The sequence below is a fragment of the Bradyrhizobium sp. Tv2a-2 genome (assembly GCF_000472425.1).
Classification (GTDB): Bacteria; Pseudomonadota; Alphaproteobacteria; order Rhizobiales; family Xanthobacteraceae; genus Bradyrhizobium.
In genome coordinates, this window is sequence record NZ_AXAI01000008.1 from 223995 (window position 1) to 237411 (window position 13417).

Annotated in this window: 14 protein-coding genes; 13 read left to right on the forward strand and 1 reads right to left on the reverse strand. The window is 60.5% G+C overall.

Annotation, left to right across the window (positions count from 1 at the left end; genetic code table 11):
- The first annotated feature begins 86 nt into the window (after window positions 1-86).
- The 13 genes from A3AI_RS45390 (at window position 87) to A3AI_RS45395 (ending at window position 12478) form a co-directional block, all read left to right on the forward strand.
- Complete coding sequence (locus A3AI_RS45390; RefSeq protein WP_024517087.1) at window positions 87-2141, forward strand: hypothetical protein; 2055 nt, start codon at window positions 87-89, stop codon at window positions 2139-2141.
- Between the two features lie 46 nt (window positions 2142-2187).
- Entirely contained in the window at window positions 2188-2823 is a 636-nt protein-coding gene (locus tag A3AI_RS0118965; protein WP_024517088.1) for a glycoside hydrolase family 19 protein, read from the forward strand.
- A gap of 5 nt (window positions 2824-2828) precedes the next feature.
- Entirely contained in the window at window positions 2829-3032 is a 204-nt protein-coding gene (locus A3AI_RS43080) for a hypothetical protein (RefSeq protein ID WP_156927850.1), read from the forward strand.
- The gene (locus A3AI_RS0118975) at window positions 3029-3703 is read left to right on the forward strand and encodes a lipase family protein (protein WP_024517089.1); all 675 of its coding nucleotides are present in this window, start codon (window positions 3029-3031) and stop codon (window positions 3701-3703) included. Before A3AI_RS43080 ends, A3AI_RS0118975 begins: the two co-directional genes overlap by 4 nt.
- Before the next feature lie 22 nt (window positions 3704-3725).
- Complete coding sequence (locus A3AI_RS0118980; RefSeq protein WP_024517090.1) at window positions 3726-4667, forward strand: hypothetical protein; 942 nt, start codon at window positions 3726-3728, stop codon at window positions 4665-4667.
- Window positions 4668-4732: 65 nt separating this feature from the next.
- Window positions 4733-4927 carry a hypothetical protein gene (locus tag A3AI_RS0118985; RefSeq protein WP_156927851.1) on the forward strand — a complete coding sequence of 65 codons (195 nt, stop codon included), beginning with the start codon at window positions 4733-4735 and terminating at the stop codon, window positions 4925-4927.
- Window positions 4928-4943: 16 nt separating this feature from the next.
- The gene (locus A3AI_RS43085; RefSeq protein WP_036048714.1) at window positions 4944-5603 is read left to right on the forward strand and encodes a P-loop NTPase family protein; all 660 of its coding nucleotides are present in this window, start codon (window positions 4944-4946) and stop codon (window positions 5601-5603) included.
- 86 nt (window positions 5604-5689) lie between these two features.
- Window positions 5690-6925 (forward strand): hypothetical protein, encoded by a 1236-nt coding sequence (locus A3AI_RS0118995; protein WP_036048716.1) that lies wholly within the window; start codon window positions 5690-5692, stop codon window positions 6923-6925.
- On the forward strand, window positions 6922-7281 hold the full coding sequence (locus A3AI_RS0119000; RefSeq protein WP_024517093.1) for a hypothetical protein: 360 nt from the start codon (window positions 6922-6924) through the stop codon (window positions 7279-7281). The genes A3AI_RS0118995 and A3AI_RS0119000 overlap by 4 nt, the downstream gene beginning before the upstream one ends.
- Window positions 7278-7718: a GNAT family N-acetyltransferase gene (locus A3AI_RS43090; RefSeq protein WP_024517094.1), complete on the forward strand. Its 441-nt coding sequence runs from the start codon at window positions 7278-7280 to the stop codon at window positions 7716-7718. Before A3AI_RS0119000 ends, A3AI_RS43090 begins: the two co-directional genes overlap by 4 nt.
- Before the next feature lie 63 nt (window positions 7719-7781).
- Complete coding sequence (locus A3AI_RS0119010; RefSeq protein WP_156927852.1) at window positions 7782-8666, forward strand: hypothetical protein; 885 nt, start codon at window positions 7782-7784, stop codon at window positions 8664-8666.
- 216 nt (window positions 8667-8882) lie between these two features.
- Window positions 8883-9680 (forward strand): hypothetical protein, encoded by a 798-nt coding sequence (locus A3AI_RS0119015; protein WP_024517096.1) that lies wholly within the window; start codon window positions 8883-8885, stop codon window positions 9678-9680.
- A gap of 14 nt (window positions 9681-9694) precedes the next feature.
- Complete coding sequence (locus A3AI_RS45395; RefSeq protein ID WP_156927853.1) at window positions 9695-12478, forward strand: hypothetical protein; 2784 nt, start codon at window positions 9695-9697, stop codon at window positions 12476-12478.
- Here the strand turns inward: A3AI_RS45395 and A3AI_RS46305 are convergent.
- Window positions 12475-13314, reverse strand: coding sequence for a class I SAM-dependent methyltransferase (locus A3AI_RS46305; RefSeq protein ID WP_084800962.1), 840 nt, complete (start codon window positions 13312-13314; stop codon window positions 12475-12477). The genes A3AI_RS45395 and A3AI_RS46305 overlap by 4 nt on opposite strands.
- Window positions 13315-13417: the final 103 nt, after the last annotated feature.

Below are 13417 nucleotides of genomic sequence, written 5' to 3' on the forward strand. Positions count from 1 at the left end.
GACAGTCTGACGCCAACTACCCGCCAATCACATCAGCAAACCCGCCCTCGAGGCGGGTTTTTTGTTGTCCAAAGGAAACAGCCTTCATGGATCGCGTCATCGTTTATCCCGGTGCCCTCCCGCAGGATACCGACCTCCTCAACACCAACCTGTTCGCGCTCATCAATGGCGGCTTCAAGAACTCCGCCATCTTCGGAACGTCGAACGCGGTGTCGGGTCTTGCCTGCACACCGACGGCGCCGGCATCTCTGCAGGTCAATGTCGGCGTCGGCTCGATCTTCGAGATGGATGAGATCGACGCGTCCGCATACGGCAGCCTTGGCAGCAACACCCAGAACATCATGAAGCAGGGCATTCTGCCGACCGCGCAGACCCTGACCCTCACGCCTCCCGGCACGACAGGCTTTTCACAGGTCTATCTCGTCCAAGCAGCGCTTGAGGATATCGACGCCGGCGCAATGGTGCTGAGCTATTATAACTCGGCCAATCCCTTAAAGCCGTTTTCCGGCCCCAACAACTCCGGCTCGTCCAACTACACGATCCGCACCTGCCGCTGCGTGATCCAGCTGAAGGCCGGCGTGCCCGCCACCACCGGAACGCAGGTCGCTCCGTCGGCAGATGCCGGGTGGGTCGGTCTCTACACCATCACGATCGCCAACGCCACCACGCAGATCACCTCCGGCATGATCGCGCAGCTTGCAAGCGCGCCGTTCTTCCGGACCTTGCCGCAGGTGCCGTATGACGTCCAGCAGGGCTACTACGTCTATGGTGGCACCGATACGGGTACGGCCAACAACTATGTCGTCACCTTCCAGGCCGGTCAGCCGATCCCGGCGGGCTACACCACCGGCATGGAGGTCGAGTTCAAGGCGCTGAACACCTCGACCGGCTCGTCTCAGGTCAATGTGCAGGGACTTGGCAATGTCACCATTCGCCGCGCCAACGGCGTGGCGACCGCTGCGAATGACATCACGTCCGGCCAGATCGTTCGCCTCAAGTATGACGGCACCTTTTTCCAGATCCAGAACTACACCGGCTCCGGTGCCAACACCAACACCTCCACCGTCGTCGACATCCCTTATGTCGCAGACTCCGGCACGCAGAACGCGATCGTTGCGACCTTCAGCCCGTCAATCGGCTCGCTTACCGATGGCATATATGTCTCGGTCAAACTCGCCAATGCGATCACCGGTGCGGCGACGTTGAACGCGAACGGCCTCGGCGCAAAGCCTGTGGTTCTAGGTGACGGCACCAACCCGCCCTACAACGTGTTTGTCGCCAACATGGATGTCCTCTTCGTCTATTCGACGGCGATGGCTTCATGGCAGATTGCCAACACGTCCGCGGGCATGTTCTATCGCCGGCCGACGTCGAATTATAATATCTACGTCAACACCTCGACCGGAAGCGACACGCTCTACGATGGCACATCGGCCACCGTCGGGACCGGGACCTCTGGACCGGTCAAGACGATCAGCAAGGCGATACTGATCGCTTTCGGCTACGCACCGAGCCAGTTCAGCATCACCATTCAGGTAGCGAACGGCACCTATAGCGAGAACGTGCAGACACCGGGCTACGCCGGGCCGAACGTCATCATCCAGGGCGCTTCCACAGCGGGTGTCATCATCAACGGCGGCAACAACACGGCCGTGGATGTCGGTGGACCAAACACGCTCACCGTCAACAACGTCACCGTGCAGACCTCTGGCGCAAATGCCAATGGCTTCTCCGCCACCAACGGCGCGACGTTGACTACGAACAACACGGCGAGCAATGGCGTAGGTGGCGCCGTGTTTGCCGGTTATCAGGGCGCCACGATCAACCCAGGCAACCACACATTCAACGGCAGCTGCGCGACGTGCTTTGCCGGCTACTTCGGCGGCTTCTGCAACATCGCCCAGTTCACCTATACGTTCTCGACGCCGATCTCCGTGATCGACGGTACCGTTCTCGCCTATGGCGGGCAGGTCGAAGTCAGCAATGGAACGCCGCCGTCGTTCGTCAACGCGAGCTACGTCAACGGCCAGAAGTTTCAGTCGCAGCTCAATGGCCTGATCACCTGCTACACGCTGGGCCTGAACTTCCTGCCCGGAACGCAGCCGGGCATCCTCACGTTCGGCGGCCAGTATCTGCCGTAACCACCCACGAGGCCGCCTTCGGGCGGCTTTTCATTTGGAGCATCGCATGTTCGACTCCGCGAGGTTCGAAGCCGCGCTGATGCAGCTATGGCCGCACGGCGACGACAAGATCCCGGGCCTGCGTCCCGCCATGGTGTCGCAGGCACCGGCGCTCTTTGCCAAGTACGGTCTCGTGACGCCGATGGCGATCGCCAACTTCATGGGAGAGTGCACGGAGGAGTGCGGCGGCGGCATCGAGGTCGAGGAGAACCTCAACTATCGGGCAAGCGTGCTGTGCTCGCAGTGGCCGCGCCACTTCACGGCGGCGCAGGCGCTCGCCATGCAGCACCACCCGCAGCTGATCGCCAATCAGGCCTACAACGGCCGCATGGGCAACCGTATCGGCACCGACGACGGCTGGAGTTATCGCGGCCGCGGCCCATCGCAGACCACCGGGCGAGATGCCTACGCGCAGCTTGGTCAGCTGATGGGGCTCGATCTCGTCACCCATCCCGAGCTGATCAACGCGCCCGAGCATTTCCTGGAGGCCGGGCTGATCGACTTCGTCACCATCTGCAAGTGCCTGCCTTACGCGGAGCGGGACGACGAGGTGAACGAGACGCGTCACCTCAACGGAGGGCTGATCGGCCTGCAGCAGCGGCAGGCCTCTATCGGGCTCTGGAAACATGCACTCGGAGCGTGATCACTGTGACCATCATGACACAATCAATCGTCAAAGCTGCGCTCGACCGAGCTTTCGATGAGCATATTGGGAAAATCTTTTCCGTCCTCGTCCAGAACGTCATCGCGAACGATCACGAAGCTCTCGATCACTTCGCCAATGGAGTGGAGGCCGGACTGGCCGCGCATGCGGACGCATCGGCCCTCATTGACAAGCTGGTGAAAGCATGACGCCGACCGCGGGCGATCTCGTCAAGCTCTGCGCCCAGATATATCAGCCGAACGCCGCCGTTTCCGGCTTCGATTATTTCGATGCCGGCATGGACGACGGCGTCTGCTGGGCCATCAAGCGCCTCGATGGCTGCGACGTTGTCGTCTTCCGCGGCTCCGTGACGATGCAGGACTGGGCGCGGGACATCCTGGCGCTGGCGCTGCCGAGTCGCATTGGCCACGTCCACACCGGCTTCTACGCTGGTATGGAGCATATGTGGTCGGACTGCCAGAAGATGGTCACCCAGCCGGTCGCGGTGACGGGCCACTCCTTGGGTGCGGCCCGTGCCGACGTGATGGCAGCGATGATGAGCACCGACGGGCAAGACCCGGTCTTGCGTGTGGTGTTCGGTGAGCCGAAGCCCGGCCTAATTGATTTCACCTCGCGCATCGCCCGCATCCCCGGCGGTAGCTACCGCAACGGCGACGGCTTTCACCACGATCTCATCACGGACGTCCCCTTCAGTTTCCCACCGGAAGAGTATGTACGCCCGACGCCGATCATCCGGGTGTGCGCCGCGCCGCCGGCGGACGATCGTTGGGGCGCGTTTTCCTGGCACCACATCGAACTTTACGAGGCGGCGATCGCGGCCGCTGAGACGAAAGCTGCTGATCCCCAGCGGCTCAACTGAGAGACCAAGGAGACCAATCCCCATGAAGCGTTTTCTGTTCGCCTTCGGCCTGTGGACGAACTTCCTGTCCCTGTTCGCGCTGGGCACGCTCAAGCTGACCGGCGTAGCGCCGGACTGGGTCCCCGTGATCAAGGACTGGGCTTTCAACCTCGTCGTCATCAACACCATGATCATGACGGCGGTGCAGGGCTATCCCGCGCTCCCCGACATCAAGCTGCCGGACGGCATCAAGAAGGCTTTGCCGGCGGTATTGATTGTGGTGATCTCGCTGGTTGGCTTGGCGAGCACCGTCCGTGCGGCGGACCTCCCCACCAAGGCCAAGCTCTCCAACCCTTTTGCGCAGCCTTACGACCTGACCAGGTGCGGGGCCTATTTCGGCTTCAACGCCATCGGCTCGACCTCCAGCGTTGCGGGAAATGTGCAGCCCGGCACGCAGGTGGTGCAGGGCGGTCTCGGTGGCACGGTCGGCTACGGCTGTCCGATCAACGCCCAGAACGGCTCATTCTGGTTCGTCGAGGCGATGGCGGACATCACCAACATCAACGGCGCCACCAACGGCCTGTCGCTCTCTGGTCCCGCATCCTTCACCGAACGTTTTGGCGCCGGTACGCCGCTCAACAGCGTGATCGGATCGATCCTGCCGGCAGGCTCGGCCTCGCCGGCGGTCCCGAGCCTGCCGTTGCTGCCCACCGGCATCACATCCGGCCCCGGCGCACCGTACGCCTTTGTCGCCCTGCATCAGGACGATATCTCGCTGTCCAACGGCATCTCACAGAACCGAGAGTGGCTGTTGTCTTGGGGCATCGGTCTCGGCCTTCGCTACCGCCTCTCCAACGGAGTCGTGGCCGACACCTTCGCTGAATACAAGGCCGCGACCCAATCGATCTGCGTCGGCGCGATCGGTAACGCTGCCTGCATCAAACCAGATCAAGGTGCCCGCGTCGGCATCAGCTTCCTTTACTAACGCCCGCTCAATCCGGCGGGCGGGTGCACGTCGGCTGCCCGCCGATGCTTCCAAAAGGAAAGACCATGCGGATGCACCACGATTACATCGTCAACCTCCCGCTCTCCGTCGTCCTGATGACGTCGGAGAGCTGGCTCAAGCTGTTTGTGGATGGATCGTGGTTCTTCGGCACGCTTCTCCCGTACGTCGGCTTCGCAGTCGGCGCCCTGCAGCTGTTCTTCCTGGCTCGCAAGTTTTGGAACTGGCTGAAGAACGACTAACCCCCAAGAGGCTTAAATGGCTCCCCATGTACTCATCGTCGGCGCGGACAAGGGAGGCGTTGGCAAGACCACCGTTTCCCGCACCTTCGTCGACTACTTCGAGACCCGCGGCATCACGGTTCGCTCCTTCGATACCGAGCACCCGGAAGGCGTCCTGGCGCGCTTCCATCCCACCAAGACCAAGATCATCAATCTCGAAGATCCGGCCGACCAGATGCTGGTGTTCGACAATCTGAACGCCGCGCAGGTGACGCTGATCGACATTCGCGCAGGGCTTCTCTCCAAGACGCTGGCGACCCTGACCGAGGTCGGCCTTCTCGGGGGCGCGCAGGCCGACCGCATGCGGACCTCCGTGGTCCATGTCATCGGCTCGAACAAGGCCTCTTTCGACGAGATCGACAAGACGGCGTCGGCCCTGGCCGGCGCAAGACACCACATCCTGCTCAACCACATCAACAAGTCGAAGTTTGCAGGCCTGCCGGACTCGGTGCGCGATCCGATCATCGTCGGCCAGCTCAACGAGATGGCAGCCGACACCGTCGATCGCCTCAGCATGGGCTTCAAGGCCTTCTGGAACGACGAGGCGAACCAGTCCGGCGTGCTGCGCGGCTACGTCGATGCGTGGCTCAACCGCACCTTCAAGGCCTACGACGACCACGCGTTCAACGTCCTCTAGATCCGACCTCTCCGCATAGTTCTCGAGCCGCCATGGCAAGCGCCGTGGCGGCTTTGTCATGTCAAGTCCTGCGTGAAGGAGATCCGATGCCGGCGAATCCTCTTTCTGACGAAACGCTCCGAGCAACGGTTCAGGCCTATTACGACAACAACAAAAGCTGGATGGGTGCAGCAAAGACCCTCGGCATCGCTGACCGCTCCGTCGGAGACCGCCTCAAGCAGGCGGCCAAGCGCGGCCTGATGCTCAACGGCGGCGGCCCGGAGGCTATGCCGGGCTTCGAGGTCACCAAGGTCGCCACGGACGGTGAGGGCAACCCGACCCACATCACCCAGCAGCAAGAGCCGGGCGCCGTCTTCGAGATGCCGAAGACGCACTTCCTCGGCAAGATGACCGTCAATCGCGACGCCTCTGGCCGCATCATTCAAGACTGGATCAGGGCCGAGGTCGATGTCCAGCAGCGCGAGGCGGCCATCCAGGCCGTCGTCGCGGGCTTCTGCAGCGAGCTGCCGCGCGCCGAGCCGGTCAACACCCACATCGTCGGCAACGCCGACCTCGTCAACCAATATACGATCACGGACTACCACTTTGGGCTCTTGTCATGGAGGCCTGAGACCGGCGCGGACTGGGATCTGAAGATCGCCGAGAAGCTCTGGATGGACTGGTTCGCGGCCGCCGTGCGGCTCGCGCCAGACGCTCACACCGCGATCCTGGCCCAGCTCGGCGACCTCCTGCACTTCGACAGCCTCTCGGCTGTCACGCCCACCAGCGGCCACGTACTGGACGCCGACAGCCGCTTCGCCAAGGTGGTCAGGGTGGTCATTCGCTGCATGCGATATGCGGTGCGGCTTCTGCTCGAGAAACACGAGAACGTTCACCTCATCATGGCGGACGCCAACCACGATCCGGCATCCGAGATCTGGTTGCGCGAGATGTTCGCAGCCCACTACGAGGACGAACCGCGGGTCTCGATCGACCTGTCGCCCGGGACCTACTACGCCTTCGAGTGGGGCCTGGTCTCACTGTTCTATCACCACGGCCACAAGAAGAAGATCAAGCAGGTGGACGATGTGTTCGTCGCCACCCATCGCGAGCTCTACGGCAAGACCAGGTTCTCCTACGGGCACACCGGCCACCTGCACTCGGACGAGCTTTTTTCATCGAACCTGATGAAGGTGGAGCGCCACGAGACGCTGGCGGCGGCCTCTTCCTACGAGGCCAATGGCGGCTGGCGGAGCGGCCGCTCGTCCAAGGTCATCACCTATCACAAGAACTACGGCGAGGTCGGTCGCATCACGCTCACGCCCGAGATGGTGATGTCGTGACGAGGACCGCGCGCACGGTTGAAGCCTGCATTGCGGACCTTCCCAAGACCATCAAGATCGGGGCGTACGACTGGCAGGTCGTGGCGCTGGATGATGCCTCGGAGAATTACGGCCAGGCCGACTTCGACACCAGCGCCATCCGCATCTGGCCGAAGAACATCGCCACCGCCGAAAAGGTCGTCGGGATCTTTCTGCACGAGTGCTACCACGTCATGTTCGACAATCATGGCCTCGGGCAACTCAAGCGCGACAAGGAAGATCGCGAAGAGCAGATCGTACTCGCCTTCGAGGCCGGCATGGTCTCTCTGCTCCGCGACAACCCCAAGCTCCTCATGTGGATGAAGAAGTACCTATGAGCTATTTCGTGCGCGAAATCGACGGCATGGAGTGCTCCGACATCCTGCACACCATGAACGCGTTCGATCCGTCGTTCCCGGCGCTTGCGAGCAAGCACTTCTCGCATGGATATTGGTGGATCGCCCAGGAGCACGACACCAACATTGCGGTCGCCTTCGCGGCCCTGGTGCCGTTCTTCGGTCCAAAGGACGGTGTAGGCTACTTCAAACGAGCCTACGTGCTGCCGGAGTACCGCGGGCAGGGGCTGCAACTCTCGTTCATGCGCCTGCGCGAGGACAAGGCGCGCCAGCTGGGCTGGCGCATGCTGGTCTCCGAGTGCAGCGGCGACAACGTCCATTCCGCCAGCAACTTCAGCAAGGCTGGATTTTCCGAGTTCATTCCGGAGCAACCGTGGGGCGCCCCGGGATCGATCTACTTCGCCAAGATCCTTTTCTAGCGACCCACTCCAAAACAAAAGGGGCTGACCACCATGCGTCTCCAACGCGTGATCCTTCCGACTTTGCTTCTCATCGCCGCTGTATTCGTCGGAAGTCGGGCGTTCGCCGACTATCAGATCAAGGACGGCACCGGCACTCTGCAGACCGTCCTATCCTTCGTGTGTCAGACCACAAAGATATGCCCGGCGCAGGTGCTGATCGACTCGTCCGGTTCAGAGAAGGCGACGGCGTCGAACCCGCTGCGCACCGACCCAACCGGGACGACCGCGCAGCCTGTCTCCGGCGCTTCATCGAATGCGTCTTCGGCGGTGACGACATCATCCGCGAATCTCCCTGCGATCGCGTACCTCTATGGCTTCAACGGCACGACCTGGGACCAGATCCAGGTTGATGGGTCGAAGAACCTGAAGGTCAACTGCGTTACCGGGTGCGGCGCGGGTGGCGGTGGCGCGGTCACGGTCGCCAACGGCGCCGACACGGTGGAAGGCACGATCACCACCGCGCACGGCTGCTCTGTGGCTGGCTATACGGTTATCGGCTGCCTTGGGCAGATTGACGATGACATCAAGGGACCTCTTCCGACCGGTACAAACTATGCCGCTCAATTCGGTCTGTGGGCGTCGGTCTCGAGCTACGTGAACGGCACGACTGCCGCCATGACCGCAACGACCAGCACGCAGGTCATCGCTGCCGTCGCGTCGAAAAGCATCTACGTGACCGAGGTCTCCTGCGGCAACAGCAGCTCGACCGGCACCTTCGTGAACATTCAAGACGGCAGCGGCGGCGCGACGCTTAGGACGCTGACTTGCGGTCCAACCTTTGGCGGTCATGTCGAGCAGGCTGGCGGCACTCCGATGTTCCACACCACCTCGGGCAACGGCCTCTATGCGGTGGATGTCACGACCGGCGCGAACGTAATCGTCAACGCTTCTGGTTGGGCTCAGTAAGGAGACGCGAATGGCTTTGCATCGATCTCTACAAAAGGCCGTCCGCGTAGCCCTCGCGCTTTGGCTGGCCATATCCCCTGCAGGTGCCACGAACATGCTCCTCACGGGGGTGGGGAGTTCGAGTGGGGGAGCAACCACCAACTGCATTCTCGTCCAGACCGGCTCCAAACTTCTCGCCAACACTGGCTCATGCCTGCTTTTCCAATGAGGTTCGCAATGAAGAAGCTCCTACTGATCGCGTTGCTTTTGCTTGCGCCAGCAACCGCGTACGCTGATCAGACCATTAACACGCTCGGCGCCGGCAGCGCGGTCAGCAACACCGACCTGTTCCCAGCCTATCAAGGCGCCAATCCTGCGACCACGCCAACCGCAGCCCAGGTCAAGGCATACTCGAATATTTCGCCAGGCTATGTTGCCAGCAATTGGTATGTGCCAATCAACGAAGCTGCGTCCTCTATCGGCCAAGGTGTTACGTCCAGCACAATCTATTGCAAATTCGGAATCATTAATCAGAAGGTCACGATCAGTGCGCTTGCGATCGGGATCAATACGGCCGGGTCAAGCAATGTGCAGCTTGCGGTCTATTCGTCGGTAAATGGCAAACCCGGGTCGCTACTCAGCAACACAGCCAACATCGCCAACAATGTGACTGGCGCAGTGAGCGGGGCGCTCGGTGCCAACAAACAGGTCGGTCCCGGAGGGGCCAACGGCGACGCCGCTTTATGGTTCTGCGCGAACACCAACGATAGCACGATGACCCCGGTCATAAGCGGCTTCAATGCGTTGAGCGGGGCGGCCTATGTTGGAAGCTCAACTTTGTCAGACATCTTGAACGGTACTGGTGGGACCAGCATAGGCGGCGTCTCTTGCTCTGGAGCAAATTGCAACGGGGGCTCCAGCACCTTCAACACGTGGCCCGCCTCTCTGGCCGGCTCGACCTGGACAATCATCAATTCCAACACGACAGGAAATCCCGTCCCGATCGTCGGGTTTAAAGTGCAGTCCGTTCCGTAATTGGGGTGCTATCCGTGAAAAGATTTTTAGCCGTTCTACTCTCGGCGCTACTGATTTCTGAGCCCAGTCATGCCTGGCCCATTAAGGCGTCGGCAGCAGGCGTGGCGCCTAATGGCGCCACCCTGAATATCGGCGGCGGGGATCTCGCGCTCGGAAATTTCGTCGACATCATGCATGTGATGCAGGCGGGGTTTTCGGGAGGGGCCACGCCAAATTCGGCCGGGCTGGACTCGAACGGCTATCCGACCAAAAGCTTTTCGGGGACCATATCTTTTACAGAGCCGCTGACCGGTGGCAGCGGGTTCTACAATGTCCCTTATGTCGCGGTTGTGCCGGCCGGGACCAAGCTTGCATTCACCAGCACGGGAGGCACGCAAGCTAGCAGTTGTTCCGTGCTTTCCGGGACGGCGGGCAGCTACACCGGATGCCTCGGCGGAAATGTCACCATCACCTTCGACGGCACTGGCGCTGCTGCAGTTCAGTTCACCCCGACAGGGCAGTTCACGATCAACTTCAGCGGGGCATCGTCATACGGCGCTGCAGGAACCGCCAATCTCGCCATTGTCAGGGCGACGGACTACGCGAACTATCTTGCTTATGGCAACACCGATGCGCGCGGGATCTTCACGCCGGAATATCTGTCCCTTCAAGCGGGTACAAACGCCAAAAACATCAGGCCCATGGGTTGGGTTGATAGTGGCGGAAACAATCTCTCAAGCGATACCGCGTGGAATTATCGGACTCCAGTAAGCGCACTGAGCTGGAACACTGGTGTTTTCCCGACCACTGTTTGGTCGAGCAGCATTACCTATGCTGCGACTGGCAACGGAAGCTGCACGACAGTTGGAGGTTCACAGGAAGTCTACACGGCTAGTGCCACGACCGACACGGCCGGCGCTCCGGTTGACGGATCGGTAATCCAAGGGGTCATCCCGACAACCAACACGACGGCGCAGCCCTATCTGTGCGTCGGTGGCGCACAATATCCAGTTGTCACTCCAGACGGTTTGACCACCGGCGCTGGAATTGTTTCGTCCGGTCAGGGCACTTTTATCTTCGACGGGATTACGCATCGTTGGCTGAACATTGCCTACATCGTCGGCGGCAGCAATCCTGATGGCGGCCTGACGGCTACGCTACCCATTGAAGCTCAGGTCCTCCTTGCGAATTACCTGAATCGTAATTTGTGGATCACCATCCCCGCGATGGCCAATTCCAATTACGTGACTCAGCAGGCGACCGCTGCGCTCAATCTCAAGACGGGTCTCTACGGCATCTTTGAGTACAGCAACGAGATCTGGAATTTTTCCTTTCCGCAGACCCAGTGGGCAAACCAGCGAGGGCTGGCTCTGGGCTTCCCGCAGGCCAACAACGAGCCGGCGAGCGGCTGGTACGGCCTGCGCATCGCGCAGTATCTCGGAAGCACCGTTCCATCGGTGTGGGCCGGGCGCACTTCCAATCTGCGCCGTTACCTTGGCTATCAGGCTTTCGGCGATCCCGCGGCGACCAAAACCTACCGGATGAAGGGCGCCGACCTTGCCAACAACGTCAGCTACTCAAACCCGGTTTCAATCTCCGTAGCCTCGCCCGCCGTTCTCTCTGGCTGGTTCGGGCACGGCTTGCAGTCCGGATGGCCAGTCGTTATGTCCACGACAGGGTCTCTGCCGACGGGCTTGATTGCCGGAACGACGTATTACGTTCTCAACCCAAATTCAAACAACGGCACGCTCCAGCTTTCGGCCACGCCAGGTGGCGCGGCGATCAACACAAGCGGGACGCAATCGGGCACGCAGACCGCGACCTACACCAATCCATACTATGCCTCGATCATTGGCGTCGCCTACAACGCGAAGCCAAATCGGCCTGTCGATTTTATCGAGAGCAAGGGCTATGCGCCGTACACCGCCGGCACCAACTTCTCCGACCAGGGCGTAAACGGTGGCACCGCTGTCACCAGCATCAATGCCCCGTTCCTGCAGACGCTGGCCACGGCCCTCAACTCCAACCCGAACGATCCGACTTCGATAGCATCGCTTGACAACGACTTCCGGCAGGGCACAGCCTCGACGCTGACCTATAACTCGGGCACCTCGACGACCTTTAGCTGCCCGACCGGGACCACGTTCTCGACCTCTGCCGCGCATGGGTTTTCGAACACCAATCCCGGCAATAACAACATGGTCGCCATCTTCACGGCGACCGGGGGAACTGTCTGCAATGGTCTGACTGCGGGGAAGGGCTATTGCTTTATCAACGTCACATCCACGACCTTCCAGATCGCCGCGTTCAATTCGGATGGGACGTGCGGCAGCACACCGATCGGTGTGTCGCCTGGCACTGGGACGACATCCGTTGGGCCAGCAAACGACACGACGCTCGCTGCATTGACCGCTCACATGTATCCGCAATGGGAAGCCGTTGCGGCGGCCTTCGATAGCGACAGGCCGGCGGGGATGTCGGCGCTGCGTGTCGAGTGGTACGAGGGGGCTCCAGAGCCTTTGGCGCCTCCGGCTACGGGCGCGAACTCGTTAACCAGCGTCGGTGTGACGGTCGCCGGATCGGCGGCGACCGCAAACGCCGCCCTGCAGGCGGGATTGACCAGTTGGAAGAACAACGCTGACGCCAGCGCGTTGATCTTAGCCTACTACAACGCGTTCATGGCGCTGACCCACTCCAAGACGCCATCGCATCTCGTTCTGCCGGGTGGTGGTCAATATTCGCTGACATCTGGCACTCTCCCGACATCAGCGAAATATCAGCTCTACAACGGCTTTGCGTCGTTCGTGGGTGTGCCTTAACTCAGCACCCTCGCATGCACCCTGATCGAGTCGTATTTCGCACTGTTTGGGGCGAGCATCGTCCGAAGCAGCAGGGGCCATCCAGCGCGCACCAAGTTTAATTCGGCCCGCCATTTCGGCATAAACTGCCGAGTGTACCCAGTGTAAAAAACGTCTGTAACTTGCAATCCAGTTCTTTCGAGCAAAAGTCGAAGTGATCTTTCGGTAAAGAAAGAAAGATGGCGCGGGATATCTGTCCATGGCCATGCATCCTTGAACCAGCGAAAGCCAGTGGCGGCGTTATTTGGCACCTCGATAACAATGACGCCGTCGTTCGCGAGAATCGATTTTGCGTTTGTCAGGGCTCGAATTGGATCAATGCAGTGCTCTAAAACGTGAGACATGAGCACGACATCAAATTTGCCAACTGGCGGCAGGTGTTCTGCGGTGCCATCGTAGGTTGGACACACATCGTTTGCGATGTGGCGGGCACGTTGATCAGGCTCGATGCCAACAATGCTGTAGCCCGCGGATCGCAATTTTCGGAGCAAATCGCCATTCCCGCAGCCGATATCGCAAGCTGTTTTGCCGGCGGGAAGTTCGCTCGGATCGAAATCTTTGCCGCCGTCCAATTTGAACGCGCTGTGAATTAGCAGCCTTTCGAGAGGCGACGGCTTGCGCGACTCATCCTTCGCTATTGAGTGGGTATAGTAGGATGCCGGATAGAAGCTGGAAACCTGCTCTGGGGTGAAGTCTCCAGCCAGGCGACCGAATGAACATTGGTTGCACCAACGCAAATCGAAATGAGAAGTTTGAAATAGCCGATTGGTTTCGGCGTCGCAAATTAAGCAATTCATAAGTGCAAGACGACCTCTAGTTGTTATAAATGTCAGTGGGATTGAACACAACCCGTGCTTGTGGCCTACAATTGGTCGCGGATCGGCTCCCGACCGCTCACTG

Excerpts from the sequence above, each read along its gene's own strand:
- A3AI_RS45390 (WP_024517087.1), top strand. The coding sequence starts at position 87 with ATGGATCGCGTCATCGTTTATCCCGGTGCCCTCCCGCAGGATACCGAC.
- A3AI_RS0118965 (WP_024517088.1), top strand. The coding sequence starts at position 2,188 with ATGTTCGACTCCGCGAGGTTCGAAGCCGCGCTGATGCAGCTATGGCCG.
- A3AI_RS0118975 (WP_024517089.1), top strand. The coding sequence starts at position 3,029 with ATGACGCCGACCGCGGGCGATCTCGTCAAGCTCTGCGCCCAGATATAT.
- A3AI_RS0118980 (WP_024517090.1), top strand. The coding sequence starts at position 3,726 with ATGAAGCGTTTTCTGTTCGCCTTCGGCCTGTGGACGAACTTCCTGTCC.
- A3AI_RS0118985 (WP_156927851.1), top strand. The coding sequence starts at position 4,733 with ATGCGGATGCACCACGATTACATCGTCAACCTCCCGCTCTCCGTCGTC.
- A3AI_RS43085 (WP_036048714.1), top strand. The coding sequence starts at position 4,944 with ATGGCTCCCCATGTACTCATCGTCGGCGCGGACAAGGGAGGCGTTGGC.
- A3AI_RS0118995 (WP_036048716.1), top strand. The coding sequence starts at position 5,690 with ATGCCGGCGAATCCTCTTTCTGACGAAACGCTCCGAGCAACGGTTCAG.
- A3AI_RS43090 (WP_024517094.1), top strand. The coding sequence starts at position 7,278 with ATGAGCTATTTCGTGCGCGAAATCGACGGCATGGAGTGCTCCGACATC.
- A3AI_RS0119015 (WP_024517096.1), top strand. The coding sequence starts at position 8,883 with ATGAAGAAGCTCCTACTGATCGCGTTGCTTTTGCTTGCGCCAGCAACC.
- A3AI_RS46305 (WP_084800962.1), bottom strand. The coding sequence starts at position 13,314 with ATGAATTGCTTAATTTGCGACGCCGAAACCAATCGGCTATTTCAAACT.